This is a genomic window from Prescottella equi, from assembly GCF_020171745.1.
Lineage (GTDB): Bacteria > Actinomycetota > Actinomycetes > Mycobacteriales > Mycobacteriaceae > Prescottella > Prescottella equi_A.
Genome location: NZ_JAIVAH010000002.1, coordinates 138485 through 160276 on the forward strand (window position 1 = coordinate 138485; position 21792 = coordinate 160276).

The following is a 21792-nucleotide window of genomic DNA, read 5'->3' on the forward strand; positions in this document are numbered from 1 at the left end:
GAACATCCGGAAGGTCCAGTATGAATCGTTGCGGCCACGACAGTTCGGTAAGGGTGGCCTCATTTCTCGCGCGGCGACGGCGTCGTCACACCATCGGCAGGACCGTCGCCGGCTCGCGGAGCACGTAGCCCGTGGTCCGCTCCCGGGCCGGACGACCGATTCCCTCGGCGATCGACCGCAGTTCCTCGACCGTCTTCTCCGACCCGTGCTGTGAACCGGCCATCCGCGAGATGGTCTCCTCCATCAGCGTGCCGCCGAGGTCGTTGGCGCCGCCCTGGAGCATCGCCTGCGTGCCCGCGACGCCCAGCTTGACCCAGCTGGTCTGGATGTTGTCGATCCGGCCGTGCAGCATGATCCGCGCGAGCGCGTGCGCCGCCCGGTTGTCCCGCTGCGTCGGCCCCGGCCGGGACGCGCCCGCCAGGTACAGCGGCGCGCTCTGGTGCACGAACGGCAGCAGCACGAACTCGGTGAAACCGCCGGTCTTGTCCTGGATGCCGCGGAGCACCCGCAGGTGCCCCACCCAGTGCTTGGGGCTGTCCACGTGGCCGTACATCATCGTCGAGCTGGAGCGCAGCCCCACCTCGTGCGCGGTGGTGATGACGTCGATCCACGCCGACGCCGGCAGCTTGCCCTTGGTGAGCACCCAGCGGACCTCGTCGTCGAGGATCTCGGCGGCCGTGCCCGGAATGGTGTCGAGGCCCGCCTCGCGCAATTCGGTGAGCCAGTCGCGGATGCTCTGACCGCCCCGCGACGCGCCGTTGACGATCTCCATCGGGCTGAACGCGTGCACGTGCATGGACGGCACCCGGCGCTTCACGGCGCGCACCAGATCGGCGTAGCCGGTGACCGGCAGTTCGGGGTCGATGCCGCCCTGCATGCAGACCTCGGTGGCGCCGGCGACGTGCGCCTCCCACGCCCGGTCGGCGACTTCCTCCGCGGACAGCGTGAACGCGTCCGCGTCACCCTTGCGCTGTGCGAACGCGCAGAACCGGCAGCCGGTGTAGCAGATGTTGGTGAAGTTGATGTTCCGGTTCACCACGTACGTGACGTTGTCGCCGACGGCCTCCTTGCGCAGCGCGTCGGCGAGCGCGACGACCGCCTCCAGGCCGTCGCCGTCGGCGGTCGCGAGCGCGAGGTACTCGTCGTCGGACAGCCCGGCCGGATCCCGTTCGGCGGCGCGCAGCGCGGCCACCACGTCGGTGTCCACGCGCGTCGGCGCGGCGCGACCCAGTTCCAGGACCTGCTCGCGGACGGTCTCCCAGTCGCCGAACGCGCTACCGAGGTCGGAGCGGGTCTCGGTGTTGCGGCCGTCGGTGTCGATCTCGGTGTTGAGGTCCACGCGGCCCGACGACACCCACTCCTCGTCGGGTTCCTGCCACGGCAGGCCCGCGGGCTTCACGTCCGCCCGCGCCATGCCGGTCACCGGGTCTGCGAGGGCCCGCACGTGCGCCCCGATCCGAGGGTCGATCCACGGATGTCCGGCCAGAACGTACTGCGGTTGCGCGGCCGTCCGCTCGACGAGCGTGTACCCGGCCTGCGCGGTGATCTCCGCGAGCGAGTCCAGATTCGGCCACGGCCGTTCGGGATTCACGTGGTCGGGGGTCAGCGGCGAGACACCACCCCAGTCGTCGACGCCGGCCCCGATCAGCGCGACACACTCCGCCCCCGAGACCAGGTTCGGCGGCGACTGGATCCGCATGCCCGGCCCCAGCAGCAGTCGGGCGACCGCGATGGTTGCGAGGAACTCCTCGAGGTTCGCGTCCGGGGCGTCGCGCATCGCTGTGTCCGGCTTGGCCAGGAAGTTCTGCACGATCACTTCCTGCACGTGCCCGAACGCCTTGTGCAGCTTGCGGATCGCCATGATGGACTCGGCGCGCTCGGCGACCGTCTCGCCGATCCCGACGAGGATGCCGGTCGTGAACGGCACCGACAGGCGTCCGGCGTCGGTGAGCGTGCGCAGGCGCACCTCGGGATCCTTGTCGGGGCTGCCGTAGTGGCACTCCCCCTTGTCGGTGAACAGCCGCGTCGACGTGGTTTCGAGCATCATGCCCATCGACGGCGCCACCGGCTTGAGCCGGGAGATCTCCTCCCAGCTCATGACGCCCGGATTGAGGTGCGGCAGCAGGCCGGTCTCCTCGAGTACCCGGATCGCCATCGCCCGCACGTAGTCGAGGGTCGAGTCGTAGCCGCGCTCGTCGAGCCACTGCTTGGCCTCCGGCCAGCGATCCTCCGGCCGGTCACCGAGCGTGAACAGCGCCTCCTTGCAACCCAATTCGGCGCCCTGACGGGCGATGTCGAGGATCTCGTCCGGCTCCAGGTACATCCCGTGGCCCGCGGCGCGCAGCTTGCCGGGCACCGTGACGAACGTGCAGTAGTGGCACTTGTCGCGGCACAGGCGGGTGATCGGGATGAACACCTTGCGCGAGTACGACACGGTCTTCGGCCGGCCCGCCGCGACCAGTCCGGCGTCGCGCACCTTCGCGGCCGACGCGCACAGATCCTCGAGATCGGCGCCGCGCGCGTGCAGCAGCGTGGTGGCCTCGTCGACGTTGAGCGTCGCGCCGTCCCGGGCCCGGCGCAGGACACGCCGCATCGCACTCGCGGACGGGGCCTCGGAGGGAACCGGCGGAATCGGCAGGATCGTGGACCGGTCGGTGTCATCGCTCGAGTGACTCACCCGACGATCATGCGCCACCAACCGGTCTCGCTGCCACCGCGGGTCTCACCGGATCGGTCTATTCGTGCGGGTAATCCTCGTCCACCGGGACACTGCGCCGCTGCTCCGCGGCGTCCGCCGGATTCACCTCCAGCGGTGTCGGCGGGGGCGTCGACTCCTCGCGGTCGTCGTTCCCGTCGGCCGGCGTCAACTGTTCGACGAGATCGGCCTCCGGAACGTCGGCAGACCCCACGTCGTCCCCGGTGTCCTCGGCTTCGGTCGGAACCATGGCGACCACCTCCCGTCGACGGACTCGCACGGCCTGTGCGGCCACCTCCACCATAGGACGCCGCGCGCCGACTCGGGCAGGATGAGGTCGTGAGCATTCCTCCCGACCCGACGCGTGCGGCTCGCACGGTGGCGATGGCCGATCCCGCGTGGCGGCCGAGCACCAAGGCACCCGCCCTGTGGGCTACGACGGCGACTCTGGTCTGGCTGCCGGTCTTCGCCGCGCAGATCGTGTGGGCGGTCGTGGCCGGGCAGTGGACGACGTGGCCGCACGTGACGGTGTTCGTCGTGACGGCGGTCGTCGCGCTCGCCGACGTCCTGGTGGTGCCGCGGTGGCGGTACCGGGTGCACCGCTGGGAGATCAGCGACGACGCGGTCTACACCCGGACCGGCTGGTTCAACCAGGAACGCCGCATCGCCCCGATCACCCGCATCCAGACCGTCGACACCGAACGCGGACCGCTCGACCGGCTTTTCGGTCTCGCGACCGTCACCGTCACGACGGCGTCGTCGGCCGGCGCCGTCAAGATCACCGCGCTGGACCTCGAGGTTGCCGACCGCACCGTCGAACAGCTGACGGAGATCACCGCCCGCAATGCCGGGGACGCGACGTGAGCGTGCCCGCCGAGAAGACCGGCGCGACCGCCCTCGCCGCCGAGGAGGAGCAGCCGTGGCTGCGTCTCGACAAGCGGATGCTGCTGGTCCATCCCGTCAACGAGGTCGTGAAGCTGCTCCCGGTGATCGCGGTGTCGTGGATCGTCGGCAGCAGCAGCGGCAACCACTACTGGGGGCTGATCGCCGTGGCCGCGCTGGTCGCATACGGCGTGCTGCGCTGGTTCACCACGACGTACCGGATCGGCCCGGTGCACGTGCAACTGCGCCGCGGCGTGTTCCAGAAGAAGGTGCTGTCGGTACCCCGTAATCGGATCCGGTCCGTCGACGTCGAGGCCCGGGTGCTGCATCGGCTGCTCGGGCTCGCGGTGCTGCGGATCGGCACCGGACGGCACAGCGGCCGCGACGAGGAGAGGTTCGAACTCGACGCCCTCGACGCCTCGCTCGTCCCGGATCTGCGTGCGGCTCTGCTGTCGGGCAATGGGCAGCACGTCGACACGACCGACACCGGCAGTGTCACCGACCCGGTCGGGATCGAGATCGGTCACTGGACGCCGGCCTGGGTGCGGTACGCACCGTTCTCCGTCACCGGACTCATCGCGATCGGCGCGCTGGTCGGCGTCGTCTTCCAGTACGGCCTGGTGGACAGCATCGCGCGGTCGCCGGCGTTCGAGGAGGGCTTCGACTCCGCCCAGCAGGCCGGCGCGCTCGTCCTGGCGGTGCTCGGCCTGCTGGGACTGATCGGGCTGTTCGTCGCGGCGAGCGTGCTCGCGTGCGTCCGCTACCTCGTCGTCTACGGCCGGATGACCGTCACCGACACGGGCCGCACCCTGCACGTGAGCCACGGGCTGCTGCGGACCCGGCAGACCACGCTCGACCGGCAGCGCCTGCGGGGCACGACGCTCAAGGAGCCGCTGCTGCTCCGGTTGGCGGGTGGTGCCTCGCTCGACGCGATCATGACCGGGGTGTCCGCCGAACACCGCGAGTCGTCGCTGCTGCTGCCACAGAGCCCGCGGGCCGAGGCGACGCGCGTGATGGCGACGGTGCTCGGTGACAGCCGCCAGGCCGAGACGCCGCTCGCGATGCACGGCCCTGCCGCGCGGCGCCGCCGATACACCCGCGCGCTGTGGCCGGCCGCGATTGCGGTCGTCGTCGCGACCGGTTTCGCAGTCGCCGGACGCGACGTCCCGTGGCCGGTGTGGGCCGGCGTCGTCGCCCTTGCGGTCGCCGGAGCCGGACTCGCCTGGGACCGCTACCGCGGGCTGGGGCACGCCGTCCTGCCCGGCTGGCTGATCACCCGCAGCGGCTCGCTCGACCGCCGCCGCGACAGCCTCGCGGCCGACGGCATCATCGGATGGACGGTGCGACAGACGTTCTTCCAGCGGCGCGCCGGGGTCGCCACGGTGATCGCCGCGACGCCGGCCGGCACCGGCCGCTACGTCGTGCACGACCTCCCGGCCGAGCAGGCCTGGGCCCTCGTCGACGCCGTGACCCCCGGCGCGGGCGGGGTCTGGCTACGCGATCAGCGCTGAGCGGCCGCCACCAGCGACGACAGCCGGACCTGGAACAGGTACAGGCCCGCGGGGAGCAACGCCGCGACGAACAACAGCAGGGTGCGCCAGTCCTCGAACACCAGCACGTCGCCGCCCGGGCCGCCGATCGCGCAGAGACCGAATCCGAACAGCCAACCGAAGAGCGGCAACGCCGCCACCAGCGCACGATCGGTGAACTTCCGCGCCCCCAGCACCAGCAGCAGGTTGACCACGGCGGAGATCAGCACCGTGATCGGGAACGGCGTCGTCCCGATGTAGGCGGGCAGGAACAGCACCGACAGCACTGCGCACAGGAAGCCGTCGAAGGTGAGCAGGGCGAGTGTCGTGCGCGCCTCGGCGGGCGAGGCGGGCGGATCGACGGCGATGCTCGGGGCGGTCATGACTTCGATGGTCCGTCATCGACGCGGGCGCGGCGACATCGGGGTCCGGTCACGGCACCGGCGGATACCCCATCGTCGTCAGCAGGTCGCTCATCTGATGCGCGAACGCGTGGAGCGATCCGATGTAGAGGTCGTGGAAGTACGGCGCCATCGGCCGCAGACTGTCCACGAACGCCGTGATCGAATTCTGGAGTTCCCAGTTGTACATCCGCAGCGACCTCCCGTTCGACAGGGGCTGGTGCCGACGCACGGACCCCCACGAACGTGGCGTAGATCACAGCATACGGGGATAGGTCAGCTGATCCCGCCGAACAGGTCGTTCTCGCGACCGTCGGCACCGACCGGGCCTGATACGCCCCGGATCAGCGTGTAGTGCTCGACGGTGAGGATCGGCTGGATCACGTCGTTCGACAGCGCGAACTCGGTGCCCGACGGCGCGACGATCACCTGCGTCGCGTGCGCGCGCAGCGCCGCCCGCTTGGCGTCCAGCACCGGTGTGACGTCCACCGCGGCGGTGACCGTGGCGTCCGGCACGGTCGGGAGTTCGCCCGCCTCCGGCATCCGCCATACGGCCGGCACTTCGGTGATCGCGGCGACGCCCGCCTCGAGTGCGGACTGCTCGGTCACGGTCCAGTAGAACTTCGCGACGTCCCACGGCTGCCCGGCGTCCGGGAAGGCGTCGGTGCCGGCGGCCTCGACCGCCGCCGTCGTGAGCCGGTGCGCCCGAACATGATCGGGGTGTCCGTAGCCGCCGACCGGGTCGTAGGTGACCACCACGTGCGGACGCAGTTCCCGGATCACCGCGACGATCGCACCGATCGCCTCGTCGGGGTCGGCATTGACGAACGCCCGCGGGTTGCGAGCCGACGGCGTGCCTGCCATGCCCGAATCCCGCCAGCGACCGGCGCCGCCGAGGAAACGCGGCTCCGATGCGCCCAGCGCCTGCAGCGCGCGAGTCAGCTCCAGGATCCGGAAACCGCCCAACTGATCGGCCTCGCCCGCGACCAGCCCGGCCCACCGCCGCCCGATGACCTCGCCCTCCTCACCGAGGGTGCAGGTCAGCACCGTCACCTCGGCGCCCTCGGACGCATATCGGGCGATGGTGCCGCCCGTCGTGAGCGTCTCGTCGTCGGGATGGGCGTGCACGAACAGGATGCGTCGGGCGTTCATCTCACTCACTCACTTCGTCGTGCGGGTCCACACTCCGGCGTCGCCGAAGATGCCGACCGGGATCGGCCCGGTCAGCGACACGCCCTCCACGCCCGGACCGGCAACCACGATCGCGTTGTCCTGCAGCACCGGCAGGACCGCCGCCAGCTCCCACAGCCGGGGCTCGGCGTCGGCGATGACGCGGCCCGGATCGTCCTCGCCGCGCAGGGCCGCGTCGATCGCAGGCTGCAGGCTGGGGTCGCACAGACCGGACAGGTTGCTGGGCGACCGCACCGACGGCGCCGACGTGGCGGCGGGCGATGACGTGGGTGCCGGCGATGTGGTCTCTCGCGCCTTTTCCTGTCCCGACTCCGACGTGTCCAGCGGCAGGCAACCGAATCGGGACGCCAGCGACGTCGCAGGGTCCGATCCGGCGCGTTCCCAGCCGACGACGGCGTCGACGGCGCCCGACGTGAGGGCCTCGCCGTACAGGTCCTCGGCCTTGAGCGCGCGCACCGAGGCCGCGATGCCCGCGCCCCGCCACTGGTCGGCGACGGTGTTGGCGACGGCGATCGCGATGTCGTCGTTCTCGGGGGCACCGAGTACGAGCGCCAACTGCTCGTTGTCGCGCACGAGGCGTCCGAGGGTCACGGTCTCCGGGTCGTTTCCCTCGGCGAGCGTCGGAACCATCTGGAATCCGGCACCGGCGAGTACTCCGAACGCCTGCTCCCGCGTCGGGACCGGAGGGGCCGTCGGCGCGTATCCGGGATCGGACGGCGCCAGCACCTGGGCCCGCGCCGGGGTGGCGGACGATTCGCTGCCCGCACCGACCGTCGCCAGCAGGTTCGGATCGAGCAGGCCGAACAGCCCCTTGCGGACCGTGGGCTCGGCCAGCGCGGGAACGCGGCCGTTGAGGGTCACCGACAGCACCCGCGGCTGCAGTTCGGTGCCGGTACGCACGCTGGGAATGACCGACAGCTGCCCCAGGGTGGCGGCGCCGCCGTGCACCCGGGCCACCTGGGCGTCACCGGACCGGATCGAGTCCGCCAGCTGTGCCGGTGAGCCGCCGCGGCGCATCAGGATCTGATCCGCCTTGGCGGGGGTGCCCCAGAACCGGTCGTTGCGTTCGAGCACGATCTCGTCGCGGCCGCGATCGACCGACTTGATGTGGAACTGCGCCCCCGAGACCGGGATGCTGTCACCGAGTCCGCGAGCGAAGCCGCCCGGCGTGTCCTTGACCAGGTGCGACGGCAGCAGGTCGGTGAAGAGTTCGCGCCACGCGGGATACGGGGCGGTGAGAGTGACGGTGACCGTCTTCCCACCACCGGACGACTCGACGTCGTCGACGAGCCCGTAGCCGGCGGGATCCACGACGCCCGGCTGCGTGATCATCTGCTGCCACAGGTAGCGGAAGTCCTCGGCCGCGATCGGAGCACCGTCCGACCACTGCGCCTCGTTCCGCAGCTGGTAGGTGATCGTCGTCGGCGCCTCCGGGGGCACGGCGGTCGCCGACACCAGCACGGACGGGTCCGGCACCCACAGCGTCACGCCGGGGCGGGCCGGATCCACGGCCGGACGGAACGGGCTGGGCAGAACCAGCGCGCTCACCGCAGAGTTCACGGGCGACTGGTCCGCGAGGAGGTGCGGATTGAACCCGATACCGACGTCGTCGATCGCGACGGCGACGGTGTTCTTGGTCGGGACCGCGGTCGTCGGCTTGGGGCTGTCGGTGCTCTCCACCGGCGGCGGCGGGTTGGCCGTGCAGGCCGCCACCGCGAGTAGTGACGCCGCAGCCAGCGTTCTCAGACCGAATGCACGGAAAGCTCCGTGCCGTACGTGCGCCACTACCGGCCCTCCCGTCCGCGAGCGGCACCCCCGCCCGTGCGCGTTGCGCGAGGGTTCAGCCTCGCACAACGCGCACGGAACGCGTCACACACTTACAGCGCGGCCTTGTCACGCGACTTCGCGCGCGAACGCTCACGGGCGCGGTCGGTCTGCGACAGGTGCAGCTTGCGCACGCGGACGACCTCGGGAGTGACCTCGACGCACTCGTCGGCGGCGCAGAACTCCATGGCGGCCTCGAGCGTCAGCTCGATCGGCTTCGCGAGGGTCTCCGTGGCGTCGGCGGTCGCCGAGCGCATGTTGGTGAGCTTCTTCTCCTTGGTGACATTGATGTCGAGGTCCTCGGCGCGCGGGTTGATGCCCACGACCATGCCCTCGTAGGTGTCCGAGCCCGGATCCACGAAGAACGTGCCGCGGTCGGACAGCTGGATCATCGCGAACGGGGTCACCGAGCCGGTGCGGTCGGAGACCAGCGAGCCGGTGTGGCGGGCGCGGATCTCGCCGGCCCACGGCGCGTAGCCGTGCGAGACGGCGTTGGCGATGCCGGTGCCGCGGGTCTCGGTGAGGAAGTCGGTGCGGAAACCGATCAGGCCACGCGACGGGACGATGAACTCCATGCGAACCCAGCCGGTGCCGTGGTTCGTCATCTGGACCATCTTGCCCTTGCGGTTGGCCAGCAGCTGGGTGATCGCGCCGAGGTGCTCCTCGGGGGTGTCGATCGTGAGCTCCTCGAAGGGCTCGTGCAGCTTGCCGTCGACGTGCTTGGTGACGACCTGCGGCTTACCGACCGTGAGCTCGAAGCCCTCACGGCGCATCTGCTCGACGAGGATGGCCAGCGCCAGCTCGCCACGGCCCTGCACCTCCCACGCGTCGGGGCGGCCGATGTCGAGGACGCGCAGCGACACGTTGCCGATCAGCTCGGAGTCCAGGCGGGTCTTGACCATGCGGGCGGTGAGCTTGTGGCCCTTGACGCGGCCGACGAGCGGCGACGTGTTGGTGCCGATGACGACGGAGATCGCGGGCTCGTCGACGGTGATCGTCGGCAGGGCCACCGGGTTCTCGATGTCGGCGAGAGTGTCGCCGATCATGATCTCGGGGATACCGGCAACGGCGACGATGTCACCGGCGACGGCGACCTCGCCGGGCTCGCGGGCGACGCCCACCGTCTTCAGCAGCTCGGTGATCTTGACGTTCTTGACGCCGTCGGCGTGCATCCACGCGACGTTCTGGCCCTTACGCAGCTCGCCGTTGTGGATGCGGACCAGCGCGAGGCGACCGAGGAAGTCGGAGGCGTCGAGGTTGGTGACGTGGGCCTGCAGCGGTGCGGCGGAATCACCCTTGGGGGCCGGCACGTGCTCCATGAGGACGTTGAACAGGACGTCGAGGTTCTCGGTGTCGGGCGCCTGGCCGTCCTCGGGACGGTTCATCGACGCCTTGCCCTCACGGCCCGACGCGTACAGGACCGGCAGGTCCAGCAGCGCCTCGGCGGCCGCGGCAGCCTCGTCGTCGAGGTCGGACGCCAGGTCCAGGAGCAGGTCCTGTGCCTCGGTGACGACCTCTTCGATGCGGGCGTCGGGACGGTCCGTCTTGTTCACGACGATGATGACCGGCAGCGACGCGGCCAGCGCCTTGCGCAGCACGAAGCGGGTCTGCGGCAGCGGACCCTCGGACGCGTCGACGAGCAGAACGACGCCGTCGACCATCGACAGGCCGCGCTCGACCTCGCCACCGAAGTCGGCGTGACCGGGGGTGTCGATGACGTTGATGACGGTGACGGTGCCGTCCTGGTTGTGGCGGTGGACAGCGGTGTTCTTCGCGAGGATGGTGATGCCCTTCTCGCGTTCGAGGTCACCGGAGTCCATGACGCGGTCGACCAGCTCGGCGCGCTCGGCGAAGGCGCCGGACTGGCGCAGCATGGCGTCGACGAGGGTGGTCTTGCCATGGTCGACGTGCGCGACGATGGCGACGTTACGGAAATTGGTGGTGCTCACGCGGGGCGTTCTCCTGGCTGCTGACGGGGCCACACGAAGTTGCAGTCGTACGGCTTCTGGCTGCCGCTACGCGCATGCGTGATTCCCATTCGCGATCCCCCGGGCTCGGGACGCACCGAACGTCACGCGGAAAAGCGGAACGTGGTGCACCGACGGAGGGACTGCGGCCAGCGAATACCCTACCCGCCCGCGTCGTCGCACTCCGCATCGCGCCCCTGGTTCGAGGGCCCTGACCAGGCAATAGTGATATGCGCCACTCAGCTTTGTCGGCGACGCTTCCGGCGGCGGACACGCGTGCCGCCCGACACCGGGCCGCCGTCACCGCACGGGCGGATAAGGGTACGTTTACTGCGTGCGGGGGCGATCCAGGCACCGCACTCGGGAGGAAGGCCGGGTTCGCACATGGGCAAGGGAAAGGTGAAGGCCAGCAAGGTCTCTGGCCTCAAGCCCAAGAAGAAGTGCTGCCGGAAGAAGACGCGCTGCCTCAAGTGCCCGGTGGTGATCATGCGGATGAAGAAGCTCGAGAACGAGGGCGCGACCAAGAAGGAACTCAAGAAGGGGCTCAAGAAGGCGCGCGCCGCGTGAGCGACGGCGTCACTCGCCGAGCAGTGCCACCAGTTCCGGGAGCCAACCGCGGTCGTTGTCGACGAGCGCGATGTCGCCCAGTTCCCGCGCGTCCACCCAGCGCAGCGCCGCGTGATCGAGCGCCTGCGGCGTCCCACTGACCAACTCGGCACGGTAGGCGCGGAGCACGAGACCGCCGCGCAGCGGGACGTCGGCGCCGATCCGCTCCCCCGCCGTCACCTCGACGCCCAGTTCCTCACGCAGTTCTCGACGGACCGCGGCACTCGGCGATTCCCCGGGCTCGACCTTGCCGCCGGGCAGTTCCCACAGGCCGGCCAACTCGGGCGGCCGGGTGCGCTGCGCGAGCAGCAGGCGCCCGTCCCTGATGAGTGCGGCCGCGACGACCTCGCGTTCACCGGTCATTGCGGTCCCCTCGACATCGCACCATCATGAGGTATGGCCGAGCTGCTGTCCGACACAGAGATCGATACCGCACTCACTGATCTGCCGAACTGGCGCCGCGACGGCGCCGCGCTGGTCCGAACCGTCGAGTCGGCGAGCTTCCCCGCCGCGATCGCGCTGGTCGACCGGGTGGCGGAGGCTGCGGAGGCGATGAACCACCATCCGGACATGGACATCCGGTGGCGCAAGGTGACGTATTCGCTGTCGACGCATTCCGCCGGCGGGATCACCGGATCGGATCTGGAGCTGGCTCGGCAGATCGACGATCTGGCGGCGTCGCCGTAGCCGGGTGCCGTCGGCCCGCGTAGGCCACCCAGGCGAACAGGACCAGCGCGCCGACGATGTTGACGGTCCCCGCCCACGCGAGCGCGCCGGGACGGGAGATCGGCTCGTCCTCGATCTGCTTGAGGACCCACGGCACGCCGATCACGGTGACCGCGAGCCATCCGGCCGCGAGGATCCGTGATCCGAGCAGGCGTCCGTACGGGCCGTGCACCAGCCAGATCAGCATCGGCAACACCCACACCCAGTGGTGGACCCACGAGATCGGTGACACCAGCAGTCCGAAGAGCTGGACGATCACCAGCGTGCCCAACCGGTCGTCGCGGGCGAGGGCACGCCAGGCGAAGAACGCGAGCGCGGCGGAGACGACGACGGCCACGATCCACACCACACCGGATTCGACGTCGTGGCCGGCGAGGCGACTCAGGGCGCCGCGCAGCGACTGGTTCCAGGCCGATCCGACGGGTCCGATCCGGTCGGCGTCGCCGAACTTCGACGTGAAGTAGTCGCGGGCCTGCGCGCCGATCACCAGGTAGCTCACGGCGACGGTGCCGAAGAACGCAACGGCGGAGAAGATCGCGGCCCGCCAGCGACGCTGCGCCAGGAAGTACAGGCCGGTGACGGCCGGGGTCAGCTTGATGCCCGCGAGGACGCCGACGATGCCGCCGGACAGCCACCATCGCGTGCTGCGGACGGCGAGCATCGCACCCAGCACCAGGAACACGTTGACCTGGCCGTAGTCCAGGGTCGTCCGGACCGGTTCGGTCCACACCCCCAATGCAGTCCACACGGCCGCCACGTACTGCCAGTGCCGGTCGCGGGCGACGTCACCGAGCAGCAGTTCCAGGCTGATCCGGACGACCCAGAACAGGGCCAGGACGGTGCAGAGCTGCCAGAGGAGTCCGACCAGTCCGAACGGCAGGTAGTGCAGCGGCAGGAACACGAGCGCCGCGAAGGGCGGGTACGTGAACGGCAGCGGGAAGTCGGGCGTCTCCTCGGAGTACGTGAACGCGTACAGGTCGCCGCGCAGCAGCGCAGCCGAGCCGTCGACGTACACGTGGAGGTCGACGAAGTTCGCACCGTTCGGCGTCAGGTAGGTCCACAGCAGTCGGAGGATCACCGACAGGGCGAGGAGCAGCGGCGCCCACCGGAGAAGTCCGCGCTCGGCGACGGCCGCGCGAGGCCGTCGATCGGCACGTGAAAGCTGGGACACTGGCGGCGCTCTCCCGTGATCGTGTGCTGGCAGGACGCACCCAGTGTGGCGCGGGAGCGGGAAGGACCAGGTGTGGCGTCAGCCTAACTCGCCATCCCGATGCGCCGAAAATACCTTGCTCATCAGTAACAGTTGCATCAAGGTTCACATTTTCCGCATTCGTCACAGATATTGTCACCAGGCGATGGCAGTTACGTCACAGCTTGAATAGACTCCGCTGGGTTGTGGATCACGAATGCGACGTGCAGAACAGTCTGTACACATCGGGGGGTCGATCCATAGAGTGACCCGCGACGAACGACCCGCGACCACGGAGGCCGTGGCCGCCCGCGCGGCAGACCGACGCTGCACAGCATGCGTCTGAACGACAAGGATGGGGAAACCGTGATTCGTAACCGAGGAATGCGACGAGCAATCACTGCCTGCGCAGTCGTGGCCGCCGCTGCGCTCGCTGTCCCGGCCAACGCGGCCGCGCAGCCGACGCCTCCCGGCCTCCCCGAGGGCGTTCCCATCGATGCGCTGACGTCGCTGGCCCCCGCGATCCTCGGCGCCGCCGCGGCCCCCGCGGATCTGCAGGACGTCGACGCCAAGACCGATCTGCTCGCGCAGGCACGCATTCTGCTCGAGGGCGCGAACCTGCCGCCGGAGCTGAAGTCGACGCTCGAGCGCGTCATCACGTTCCTGGACGGCAGCGGTGGCGGCGGACCGGAGATCCCCCAGGACGGCCCGGTCATCGCACAGTTCCTGTACCCGACCGTCGGCCGGGGCTGCATCGCCCCGTCCGGTGACTCGGTCGGCACCGCACTCGCCGTCCCCGGCCCGGCACAGCTGCCCCCGCCGGGCCCCGGCGCCGGCCAGGCCGGCTTCGTCTTCACCGCGCTCGGCACCGAGAAGGCGGCCGAGAAGCAGGGCATGACGGTGTCGTGGATCAACGTCGACAACGGACGCCGCGAGACGCAAACCCTCACCACCGAGGCGCACATCAACCCGGACGGTCCGGCGACGCTGTCGGTGATCTCGAACACCGGTCCGGGTCGCGTGCTGGCCGTCATCTCCGGTGACCTCACCACCGAGCCCGAGGGTTCCGCGCCCATCACGTGCAACTTCCTGCCGACGATCGGAATGTTCACGGTCGCGTAGTCGCTCCCGTTCCACAGGGAAAGGCCCCACCGATTCGGTGGGGCCTTTCCCTGTTCACGGCACCGGTGCGCGTGGTAGACCGAGGAATGGCCGACACGACACAGTCGATCCGCTCGCGGCACTCCCGGCGGTCCATCCTGTCGATCCGATCGGAGGGATCGATCCTCTCGATCGGCAGCGTGGGCTCGATCCTGTCGATCGGATCCATCGGCTCGATCCTGTCGATCGGCTCTGTCGGGTCCGCAGGTTCGGCGCTCTCCTCGTTGTCGTTCGGGAGCGTCGGCTCGGCGCTGTCGGGGCTGTCCCGCTGGTCGCTGCTGTCCTGGCGCGGAGTCGGGCACGCACCCGACGAGCGTCCGACGCTGGTCGTCGTCCCGGACGAGCCGGACCTGGCCGAGTCGACGACGCGGCACGTCCAGTCCTAGCGGGACTCCGGCCGGGGCCACGGGCGCCCCTCGATCGATTCGACATCCCGGTTGAACCGCGCCAGCAGGCCGTGGAGCAGCACGATCTCGTCCGGGGCCCAGTCCTCGAGAACCCGTCCGGCGCCGTCGCGGTTGAGGTCGCGATCGGCGCCCATTCGCGCCAGGCCGGCCTTCGTGGGCCGGACCTTGCGGGCGACCCCGCCGTCCGGATCGGCGACGCGCTCGACCAGCCCGTGGCGCTCGAGCGCACCCACCTGTCGATTGATCGTGGAGATGTCGAGCAGGAACGCCTCGGCCAACTCCTTGAGGCTCATCAGACGATCGAGTTCGAGGCGCGCGAGGATCAGATACGCGGATCGATCGAGGGTCTGCCCGCCGCGCTGCCAGGACAGGGCGTGGTAGCGGGACAGCAGCATCAGCTCGTACTCGATACCTGCCACTGTCCCGTCGTCGTCGGCCAAACCCGGCTCCTTCCACCTCGAGTGCCCGCAATGTCCGCGTTGTGCGGTGCTGCGTGCGATGTGTACGGTACACATTCTTCCAATTTGGTCGCTCAGTAGTTATTTTGAGGAGTTTCCTTGTCCACACCCGTCGCATCCTCGACGGTGAAGACGACCCCATCCGTATCCGGCAACGCCATCGTCGCGGTTCTCGGTTTCTGCGGCATCGTCGTCTCGCTGATGCAAACGCTCGTCGTCCCAATCATTCCGCAACTGCCGCACCTGATTTCGGCATCACCTGCCGATGCGTCGTGGGCCGTCACCGCCACCCTCCTCGCGGCCGCCGTGGTCACGCCCATCAGCGGCCGGCTCGGCGACATGTTCGGCAAGAAGAAGATCCTCATCATCAGTCTGGGCCTCGTCGTGGCCGGATCCGTGGTGTGCGCCTTCGCCGACTCGTTGATCCCGCTCATCGTCGGACGCTCGCTGCAGGGCGCCTCCGTCGGCGTCATCCCCCTCGGCATCAGCATCCTGCGGGACGAGTTGCCGCCCAGGAAGGTGGCCGGAGCGATGGCGATCGTCAGCGCCACCCTCGGTGTCGGCGGCGCGATCGGACTGCCGATCGCCGCGGCCGTCGCCCAGGTCGCCGACTGGCACGTGCTGTTCTGGATGTCGGCCGGACTCGGCATCGTGTGCGCGGCCCTCGCCGCCGCGGTGATCCCGGAATCGACCGTCCGCAACCCGGGCCGGTTCGACTTCGTCGGCGCGATCGGCCTGTCCGCTGCGCTGATCCTGTTCCTGCTCCCCATCACCAAGGGTGGTACGTGGGGCTGGAGCGATCCACTCACCCTCGGCCTGCTCGCGGCGTCCCTGGCCGTGTTCCTGATCTGGGGTTTCCTCCAGCTCCGGACGGCCCGGCCCCTCGTGGACCTGCGGGTGTCGGCCCGCCCGCACGTGCTGTTCACCAACCTCGCGTCGATCGCCATCGGCTTCGCGATGTACGGCAACTCGCTCACGCTGCCCCAGCTGCTCATGGCCCCCGAGTCCACCGGCTACGGGCTCGGCCTGTCGATGGTCACGGCCGGCCTCGCGCTGGCGCCCGGCGGCATGGTGATGATGGCGCTCTCGCCCGTGTCCGCGAAGATCTCGGCCTGGCGCGGCCCGCGGTTCACCCTCATGGTGGGCTCGGTCGTCGTCGGCCTGGGCTACGCGTTCGTGTACTTCCTGTCGTCCTCGGTGTGGATGATCGTGGTCGGCGGCATGATCATCGGTGCGGGCGTCGGACTGTCGTACTCGTCGATGCCGGCCCTGATCATCGGCGCCGTGCCGGTCTCGGAGACCGCCGCCGCGAACGGCCTCAACTCCCTGATGCGGTCGATCGGAACATCCAGCGCCGCCGCCGTCATCAGCGTCGTCCTCGCCGGCATGACCGTCACCCTCGGCACCGCCACGATTCCGTCGTTCGACGCGTTCCGGGCAACGTTCGTCATCGCGATCGTCGCCGCCCTGGTGTCACTGGTGTTCGCGTTCTTCATCCCGAAGGGCCGCCCGGCGGCCGGCGTGCATCGCGCCTGACCGTTCCCGAAACACGGAAGGCCCGCACCGGCGATCCGGTGCGGGCCTTTCGAGGTTCTCGTGGCGCCTACTGCTGACCACCACTCGAGGATCCGTCAGAGGAACCCACGTACAGGTTCGCCGCGATGGTGTAGAGCAGGTTGATGAGGAAATCCACGAGAGCCTCCGAGTCGTAGGTGTTTTCGGACCGCTAACGGTAGCCGAACGGTCCGGCACCCGGACCATCACTCGGCATATCGGAACATCCGTCCAACTTGTTTCACCCCGGCATCGCGGTAGCGTTGAGGACGCATCGTGAAGTCACTCCAAGGAGTCACGACCATGAGCAGAGAGAAGTGGTGGGTGCTCGCCGGCCCGAACAGCGGGTGGTCGCTCGAGCAGCGGGCCAACGGGGATCACGTGGTCGTCAACACGTCCACCTCCGAGGAACACGTGCTCAACGGCTACCAGTGGATGCACGTCAAGCACGACGACGCCGCGACCGGCACGCCCGAGCACTCACTCAAGGTTCTCGGGGAGGGTCCGCCACCGTTCGGTAGCTGGACCGAACTGCACGGAACCTGACCACCCACCCGATTCCGACAAATAACTGAAACACGTTCCAGTCGTGCGTTAGGTTGCAGGTGAGTCCGCGAGCAAGGCGGGCCACCGACCCGACCACGAGGAGCGCTGCCATGCCGTGGACCCGCGAGGAACTCGAGGGAGCCTTCGAGAACTATCAGAAGACCGTCGTGCGAGCGACCCAGACCCGCGACTGGAATCTCTTCGCCGACATGTTCACCGAGGACGCCACGTATCTCGAGCACGCATTCGGCCAATTCGAAGGCCGCGAGGAGATCCGTCGTTGGGTGACCCGCACGATGGGGGCATTCCCGGGCAACCGTATGCCCGAGTTCCCCGCCTCCTGGCACGTCATCGACGTCGAGCGCGGCTGGGTGATCTGCGAGATCCAGAACCCGATGGAGGACCCGGGCGACGGGACCGAGCACGGCGCCGCGAACATCACGATCCTCCACTACGCGGGCGACAACCTCTGGTCGCACGAGGAGGACGCCTACAACCCGATGAACTTCTTCGCGATGGCCCGGAAATGGTGCAAGCACGCCGAGGCCGCGGGCAATCTGCCTGAGGACGCGCGCGTGTGGCTCGAGAAGATGGCCCGCGTGCCCGGCTGATCTCCGCCGAAACGAAAACGGGCGCCCTCCTTGCCGGAGGGCGCCCGTTCTCGTGTTCGACGTGTTCGTCAGTAGCTGGTCCAGAGCACCGCGATGAGCGCGTTCACGATCGCGAGGATGCCGACGATGTGTGCGAAGTTCGGGTTGCCCTCGCCGCGCTTCTGGCGGGCGCGACCGATCTCGGCGACGGCGACGATGACGAGCGTGATGAGCAGCTTGACGCCGATCTTGGACATGTTGTAGTCCTTGCCGAGCGAGTCGACGGACTCGCCCAGACCGACGATCACGATGCCCGACAGCAGCTGAATCCGGGCGCCCCAGACCATCACCTCGCTGATCTTCGGGGCCTTCAGGACCGAGAGGTAACCACCGACGATCGCGGCCATGCCCAGCAGGTGCACGGCGACGAGGATGTTGTAGACGACAGACATGCCATTACCTTAGCTTTACGTGTCCGGTGGCTTCACAATTCCGCGGACAAAATCCATCCTTGGATGGATTCCATCTGCAGTCGGCACCTTCGACTATGACAGGAAGAACGGCTTCTGCGCCGACCATTGACCGTACTGCGGCTTGAGGATCGAGTTGAGATCGATGCCGATGCCCTCGATCTGCCGCTTGTCGATCTCGAACTGGTGCAGGTGCGCGGCGGGGTGCACGTAGCCCGCCGGTGATCCCCAGTTGTGCTGCCAGAACAGTCCACCGAGTCCGGCCCGCAGGCAGCGGTCGATGGTCGGCGTGTTCGCGTAGACGCCGACGTTGCGACGGCCGAGGACGTCCTCCCAGCCGCGCAGGTACGGCGCGATGAGGTTGTCGAACTCCCACGCCGACGGATTGTCGTCGATGGACGCGTAGATCGGGCAGTTCTCGGGGCCACCCGCGGCCCGGTGGAGTTCGAGTCCACGCTGTGCGTGGCGGATGCCGGCGTCGTATCCGCCGCGCCAGTCCGACGTCTGTCCCTTGCCGAACTGGTAGCAGGAGACGATCTGCAGGCCGAAGGCCGCCATCGCGGCGGCCTCGCCGAACTGCATCGGCTTTCCGAGCATCCACTCGGCGCCGGGTCGCCGGTCGGACACGTAGCGGATCGCGCCCACGTGGCCGGCCGCGCGGATTCCCAGCGGGGACGGCACACCCGCCGAGAAATCGATCAAGGTCGCGGGCCCGGCGTTCGCGATCGACGGTCCCGCGAGCGCCGCGAGTCCCGCCGCCGCGGTGCCTGCCGCCGCGTATTTGAACAGTTCTCGCCTCGAAACCTGCACAGCAAAACCTCGCATCACCGGAGAAGTCCGGCATCGCCGGGATGGGTGCCGCGACGTATTCGACGCCGGCACTTGTCGATTCGAGGCTTATTCCACCACAGTCACTCTGGTTCCGTCAGTCACATCGGTGACTTCGGCACCACTAGCTCGACTCGAGGCCCGCGAAGAATCCGGCGTTGACGGCGACGTCCTCGACGACGCGCGTCCGGGTCTGCACGCCCAACCCGTGTTCCTTGAGCAGTTCGCAGAGCCGGTCCCCGTCGATGAGATCCACGGGCGGCGCGCCGTCGCGCCGCGATTCGGCCCGGGCCTCGCTCGTGAACGTGCCTGTCGTGATCAGTAAGCCCTTCTCGCCCCGGCCTGCCATCGCTCCGCGCAGATCCCGAACCGCACCGGCCCCGACGCTGCCGCTGACGCGCTTGCACTGGAAGGCGACGGGGAAGCTCAGCAGCGATATCTGGCACATGCCGAGGCCGTCGATGCCACCGTCCGCAGTCCGTCCGGTGATGGTGGCCGACGAGAACCCCGCTTCGCGGAGCAGCCGCTGCGTCAGACGCTCGAACGCCGTGGAGGACATGGCGAGCACCGCCTCGAGCACCGTCGACTTCCAGGCGGCCGTGTCCGCATCACTGTAGGCCGGATCCGACGCGACATCGGCCTCGGTGTCGGTGAGCGGAAGAGCCTGTGCGTCAGGCGTATTGGCCTTGCGGCTGAGCCGTTGCCGCCGCTTGTCGGCGGTGAAGGCCAGCAGCAGCGGCCGCAACTCGGGTTCGGTGACCGCCCGCCCCTGCTTGGTGACGCTCCACACCGCACGCCGACTGTTGGCGAGCAACCCCATGCCCTTGAGATAGGTTCGCGCCCAAGCCAACCGATACTCGACTTCGGTTCCGGGCCCCTCTCCGTGCAGGATGCCCTGCAACTCCGGGGACCAGCCCTGGCGCTCCACCACGGCACCGTCGAGCTCGTTGTTCGATGCCGATCCGCCCAGCGCGATGAGCGCCTGGAGCGTGGGCCACAGCAGTTCGGTGTAGGGCGGCAGCTGAGCAATCAGCTCCTGCTGACCGGCGACGCCGTCACGCCGTGGCTCCTGTTCCTGCACACCCGCTCCCATCCGCGCCGTCCATCGGTGGCCGCTCGACACGGGATCGGCCAGCCGACCTGGATGTTATCGGGTATCGCGCCCTCCCCCGAATCCGGTGGCTCCGCCGGAGCGGCGAAACCACCGGCTCACGGTCAGACGCGGGCTGCGGCGTCGCGGCCGGCCACTCGGCCGAACGCGAGAGCGTCGCCGATGTGGAATCCGCCGTCCTTGCGCCAGCTGTAGGTCGAGCTCACCTCGCCGGCGGCGTACAGGCCGTCGATGACCTCGCCCCGAGTGTCGAGGACGCGGGCTCGCCCGTCGCGACGCGGGCCACCGTTGCTCCAGCCCAGCAACGGCGTGACCTCGAGAACGTAGAACGGCGCCTGCGCCACCGCACCCAGCATCTGCGGGTCGCGACCGAAGTGGTCGTCCCGGCCCGCGGCGCAGGCCGCGTTGTACTGCTCGACGGTGCGTTCGAGGGTGAGGGCATCCACTCCGATGATCGCGGCGAGTTCGGCGATCGAGTCGGCGCGCCGGATCCAGCCCTTCTCGATCTCCGCACTGTTGTCGACGCTCCAGCGGCTCCCGTTCATCAGTAGGTTCCAGCCCACCGGGAGCACGTCGGGCGTCGGACTCAGCGGGCCCGCGTTGCGCATCTGCTCGTCGAAGATCAGATGGAAGGGACGCAGCGGGAACAGTTCGTACGCACCGCCGCGAGCGGTGTGGCCATGCTTGGGTTCGGCGGCCTCGTCGGTGAACCGGCGTCCGTCGCCGGACACCCACAGGTAGTTGTGCGCGTTCCACAGCGCCAGGTAGTGCCCGAACTCGTCGTCGCCGCGCACCCCGGTGATGGTCATCATGTTGTCCATGTGCCACAGGTCGGCGCCCACCGCCTGCGCCATGCGGTGACCGTCGCCGGTCGAGGCCGGCGATCCCCACAGCACGTGATCCTCGACGCGCAGGTAGTCACGCACCATTTGCGGGTCGGCCGCGAATCCGCCGGTGGCCAGCACGACGCCGCCCCGGGCGCCGATCCGTCGGCGCCCACCGGCACCCTCGACGACGACGCCGACGACCGCCCCCTCGTCGGTGACCAACTCGACGGCGGGCGTGCCGAACCGCGTCTCGATGCCACGCTCGGCGAGGGCACGGCGCAGGAAGTCGTGCAGCAGTCCGTTGCCCATTCGGCCGCCGACGGTGTCCATCCCGGCGTAACAGTCGGCGCCCTCGAGCTCCAGATATTCGGGCTCCGTGTGGTATTCGCCGCTCATTGCGACATCGGCACCGAGTTCCTTGAGCCACGACGAGATCTCGGCGGTCTCGGTGGCCCACGCGTCGACGACGTCGTCGGCGACGGGGAACGGGCCGTTCAGCGACCGCAGGAACGTGCGCGCCCGTTCCGGGTCGCGGTTGACCCACCAACCACTGCCCGAGACTCGCGTGTTGCCGCCCGCGGTCGCCTCGTCGCACTTGTCGACCACCAGAACCCCGGCACCGGCCTGGTGAGCCGCGAGCGCGGCCGCCGAACCGGCCGCTCCCGAGCCCACCACCACGATGTCGTATTCCTCGTCGAAGCCCGCAACACCCACGTCTACCCCTCTCGATCGATGTGACCCGGATCGCCATCGATACCCGATGTGATCCACGCCATCCTTGTCGGCGGAGGGGGTCGGGCGCGTCGGACGTCCCGCCCAACGGGAGGGTC

Annotated in this window: 23 protein-coding genes; 9 read left to right on the forward strand and 14 right to left on the reverse strand. The window is 69.2% G+C overall.

Features of this window, described 5'->3' with window-relative positions; translation table 11 throughout:
• Positions 1 to 85: 85 nt before the first annotated feature.
• Positions 86 to 2695 carry a bifunctional FO biosynthesis protein CofGH gene (locus LCL87_RS00645; RefSeq protein ID WP_225015515.1) on the reverse strand — a complete coding sequence of 870 codons (2610 nt, stop codon included), beginning with the start codon at positions 2693 to 2695 and terminating at the stop codon, positions 86 to 88.
• 40 nt (positions 2696 to 2735) lie between these two features.
• Positions 2736 to 2945 carry an Rv3202a family protein gene (locus tag LCL87_RS00650; protein ID WP_225015517.1) on the reverse strand — a complete coding sequence of 70 codons (210 nt, stop codon included), beginning with the start codon at positions 2943 to 2945 and terminating at the stop codon, positions 2736 to 2738.
• Between the two features lie 134 nt (positions 2946 to 3079).
• Here LCL87_RS00650 and LCL87_RS00655 point away from each other — a divergent pair, with 134 nt between their 5' ends.
• Both LCL87_RS00655 and LCL87_RS00660 read left to right on the forward strand, forming a co-directional pair.
• The gene (locus LCL87_RS00655; protein ID WP_225015584.1) at positions 3080 to 3559 is read left to right on the forward strand and encodes a PH domain-containing protein; all 480 of its coding nucleotides are present in this window, start codon (positions 3080 to 3082) and stop codon (positions 3557 to 3559) included.
• Entirely contained in the window at positions 3556 to 5088 is a 1533-nt protein-coding gene (locus tag LCL87_RS00660) for a PH domain-containing protein (protein ID WP_225015519.1), read from the forward strand. Before LCL87_RS00655 ends, LCL87_RS00660 begins: the two co-directional genes overlap by 4 nt.
• Here LCL87_RS00660 and LCL87_RS00665 read toward each other — a convergent pair.
• The 5 genes from LCL87_RS00665 to typA all read right to left on the reverse strand — a co-directional run bounded on the left by LCL87_RS00665 (position 5079) and on the right by typA (position 10471).
• The gene (locus LCL87_RS00665; RefSeq protein ID WP_225015521.1) at positions 5079 to 5489 is read right to left on the reverse strand and encodes a hypothetical protein; all 411 of its coding nucleotides are present in this window, start codon (positions 5487 to 5489) and stop codon (positions 5079 to 5081) included. The two genes, LCL87_RS00660 and LCL87_RS00665, sit on opposite strands and share 10 nt — an antisense overlap.
• Before the next feature lie 49 nt (positions 5490 to 5538).
• Positions 5539 to 5697: a hypothetical protein gene (locus LCL87_RS00670; RefSeq protein WP_225015523.1), complete on the reverse strand. Its 159-nt coding sequence runs from the start codon at positions 5695 to 5697 to the stop codon at positions 5539 to 5541.
• Positions 5698 to 5783: 86 nt separating this feature from the next.
• Entirely contained in the window at positions 5784 to 6659 is an 876-nt protein-coding gene (gene mshB, locus LCL87_RS00675) for an N-acetyl-1-D-myo-inositol-2-amino-2-deoxy-alpha-D-glucopyranoside deacetylase (protein WP_225015586.1), read from the reverse strand.
• 9 nt (positions 6660 to 6668) lie between these two features.
• Positions 6669 to 8483 carry an ABC transporter family substrate-binding protein gene (locus LCL87_RS00680; RefSeq protein ID WP_225015525.1) on the reverse strand — a complete coding sequence of 605 codons (1815 nt, stop codon included), beginning with the start codon at positions 8481 to 8483 and terminating at the stop codon, positions 6669 to 6671.
• 92 nt (positions 8484 to 8575) lie between these two features.
• Positions 8576 to 10471: a translational GTPase TypA gene (gene typA, locus LCL87_RS00685; protein ID WP_225015527.1), complete on the reverse strand. Its 1896-nt coding sequence runs from the start codon at positions 10469 to 10471 to the stop codon at positions 8576 to 8578.
• Positions 10472 to 10873: 402 nt separating this feature from the next.
• Between typA and LCL87_RS00690 the strand changes: the two genes are divergently transcribed.
• On the forward strand, positions 10874 to 11056 hold the full coding sequence (locus LCL87_RS00690; protein WP_005514508.1) for a hypothetical protein: 183 nt from the start codon (positions 10874 to 10876) through the stop codon (positions 11054 to 11056).
• A 9-nt stretch (positions 11057 to 11065) separates the two neighbouring features.
• Here the strand turns inward: LCL87_RS00690 and LCL87_RS00695 are convergent, their stop codons facing one another.
• Positions 11066 to 11458: a (deoxy)nucleoside triphosphate pyrophosphohydrolase gene (locus LCL87_RS00695; protein ID WP_225015529.1), complete on the reverse strand. Its 393-nt coding sequence runs from the start codon at positions 11456 to 11458 to the stop codon at positions 11066 to 11068.
• Between the two features lie 33 nt (positions 11459 to 11491).
• Here LCL87_RS00695 and LCL87_RS00700 point away from each other — a divergent pair, with 33 nt between their 5' ends.
• Positions 11492 to 11782, forward strand: coding sequence for a 4a-hydroxytetrahydrobiopterin dehydratase (locus LCL87_RS00700; RefSeq protein WP_225015531.1), 291 nt, complete (start codon positions 11492 to 11494; stop codon positions 11780 to 11782).
• Here the strand turns inward: LCL87_RS00700 and LCL87_RS00705 are convergent.
• On the reverse strand, positions 11724 to 12992 hold the full coding sequence (locus LCL87_RS00705; protein WP_225015533.1) for a mannosyltransferase: 1269 nt from the start codon (positions 12990 to 12992) through the stop codon (positions 11724 to 11726). The genes LCL87_RS00700 and LCL87_RS00705 overlap by 59 nt on opposite strands.
• Positions 12993 to 13394: 402 nt before the next feature.
• On the opposite strand from LCL87_RS00705, the gene LCL87_RS00710 reads away from it, so the two are divergent.
• Both LCL87_RS00710 and LCL87_RS00715 read left to right on the forward strand, forming a co-directional pair.
• Positions 13395 to 14132, forward strand: a complete 738-nt coding sequence (locus tag LCL87_RS00710) for an Rv1157c family protein (RefSeq protein ID WP_225015535.1) — start codon at positions 13395 to 13397, stop codon at positions 14130 to 14132.
• Positions 14133 to 14218: 86 nt separating this feature from the next.
• The gene (locus LCL87_RS00715; protein WP_225015537.1) at positions 14219 to 14557 is read left to right on the forward strand and encodes a hypothetical protein; all 339 of its coding nucleotides are present in this window, start codon (positions 14219 to 14221) and stop codon (positions 14555 to 14557) included.
• On the opposite strand, the gene LCL87_RS00720 is transcribed toward LCL87_RS00715, so the two are convergent.
• The gene (locus LCL87_RS00720; RefSeq protein ID WP_225015538.1) at positions 14554 to 15018 is read right to left on the reverse strand and encodes a MarR family winged helix-turn-helix transcriptional regulator; all 465 of its coding nucleotides are present in this window, start codon (positions 15016 to 15018) and stop codon (positions 14554 to 14556) included. The genes LCL87_RS00715 and LCL87_RS00720 overlap by 4 nt on opposite strands.
• A 144-nt stretch (positions 15019 to 15162) precedes the next feature.
• Here LCL87_RS00720 and LCL87_RS00725 point away from each other — a divergent pair, with 144 nt between their 5' ends.
• The 3 genes from LCL87_RS00725 to LCL87_RS00735 all read left to right on the forward strand — a co-directional run bounded on the left by LCL87_RS00725 (position 15163) and on the right by LCL87_RS00735 (position 17747).
• On the forward strand, positions 15163 to 16572 hold the full coding sequence (locus tag LCL87_RS00725) for an MFS transporter (protein WP_510850674.1): 1410 nt from the start codon (positions 15163 to 15165) through the stop codon (positions 16570 to 16572).
• Between the two features lie 321 nt (positions 16573 to 16893).
• Entirely contained in the window at positions 16894 to 17136 is a 243-nt protein-coding gene (locus LCL87_RS00730; RefSeq protein WP_225015543.1) for a maltose regulon activator MalT, read from the forward strand.
• A gap of 110 nt (positions 17137 to 17246) precedes the next feature.
• Entirely contained in the window at positions 17247 to 17747 is a 501-nt protein-coding gene (locus LCL87_RS00735) for a nuclear transport factor 2 family protein (protein ID WP_225015545.1), read from the forward strand.
• A 68-nt stretch (positions 17748 to 17815) separates the two neighbouring features.
• Here the strand turns inward: LCL87_RS00735 and LCL87_RS00740 are convergent, their stop codons facing one another.
• From LCL87_RS00740 to LCL87_RS00755, 4 genes are all read right to left on the reverse strand, one after another.
• Positions 17816 to 18178: a hypothetical protein gene (locus tag LCL87_RS00740; RefSeq protein ID WP_225015547.1), complete on the reverse strand. Its 363-nt coding sequence runs from the start codon at positions 18176 to 18178 to the stop codon at positions 17816 to 17818.
• Positions 18179 to 18271: 93 nt separating this feature from the next.
• Entirely contained in the window at positions 18272 to 19021 is a 750-nt protein-coding gene (locus LCL87_RS00745; RefSeq protein ID WP_225015549.1) for a DUF1906 domain-containing protein, read from the reverse strand.
• Between the two features lie 127 nt (positions 19022 to 19148).
• Entirely contained in the window at positions 19149 to 20105 is a 957-nt protein-coding gene (locus LCL87_RS00750; protein WP_225015551.1) for a restriction endonuclease, read from the reverse strand.
• A gap of 134 nt (positions 20106 to 20239) precedes the next feature.
• Positions 20240 to 21676: an FAD-dependent oxidoreductase gene (locus LCL87_RS00755; protein WP_225015553.1), complete on the reverse strand. Its 1437-nt coding sequence runs from the start codon at positions 21674 to 21676 to the stop codon at positions 20240 to 20242.
• Between the last annotated feature and the right edge of the window lie 116 nt (positions 21677 to 21792).

What these genes read in the sequence shown, in the direction of transcription:
- LCL87_RS00715 (WP_225015537.1), top strand. Translation starts at nt 14,219, where the DNA reads ATGGCCGACACGACACAGTCGATCCGCTCGCGGCACTCCCGGCGGTCC.
- LCL87_RS00740 (WP_225015547.1), bottom strand. Translation starts at nt 18,178, where the DNA reads ATGTCTGTCGTCTACAACATCCTCGTCGCCGTGCACCTGCTGGGCATG.
- LCL87_RS00695 (WP_225015529.1), bottom strand. Translation starts at nt 11,458, where the DNA reads ATGACCGGTGAACGCGAGGTCGTCGCGGCCGCACTCATCAGGGACGGG.
- LCL87_RS00710 (WP_225015535.1), top strand. Translation starts at nt 13,395, where the DNA reads ATGCGACGAGCAATCACTGCCTGCGCAGTCGTGGCCGCCGCTGCGCTC.
- LCL87_RS00745 (WP_225015549.1), bottom strand. Translation starts at nt 19,021, where the DNA reads ATGCGAGGTTTTGCTGTGCAGGTTTCGAGGCGAGAACTGTTCAAATAC.
- LCL87_RS00670 (WP_225015523.1), bottom strand. Translation starts at nt 5,697, where the DNA reads ATGTACAACTGGGAACTCCAGAATTCGATCACGGCGTTCGTGGACAGT.
- LCL87_RS00650 (WP_225015517.1), bottom strand. Translation starts at nt 2,945, where the DNA reads ATGGTTCCGACCGAAGCCGAGGACACCGGGGACGACGTGGGGTCTGCC.
- LCL87_RS00735 (WP_225015545.1), top strand. Translation starts at nt 17,247, where the DNA reads ATGCCGTGGACCCGCGAGGAACTCGAGGGAGCCTTCGAGAACTATCAG.
- LCL87_RS00655 (WP_225015584.1), top strand. Translation starts at nt 3,080, where the DNA reads ATGGCCGATCCCGCGTGGCGGCCGAGCACCAAGGCACCCGCCCTGTGG.
- mshB (WP_225015586.1), bottom strand. Translation starts at nt 6,659, where the DNA reads ATGAACGCCCGACGCATCCTGTTCGTGCACGCCCATCCCGACGACGAG.
- LCL87_RS00730 (WP_225015543.1), top strand. Translation starts at nt 16,894, where the DNA reads ATGAGCAGAGAGAAGTGGTGGGTGCTCGCCGGCCCGAACAGCGGGTGG.
- LCL87_RS00700 (WP_225015531.1), top strand. Translation starts at nt 11,492, where the DNA reads ATGGCCGAGCTGCTGTCCGACACAGAGATCGATACCGCACTCACTGAT.
- LCL87_RS00665 (WP_225015521.1), bottom strand. Translation starts at nt 5,489, where the DNA reads ATGACCGCCCCGAGCATCGCCGTCGATCCGCCCGCCTCGCCCGCCGAG.
- LCL87_RS00690 (WP_005514508.1), top strand. Translation starts at nt 10,874, where the DNA reads ATGGGCAAGGGAAAGGTGAAGGCCAGCAAGGTCTCTGGCCTCAAGCCC.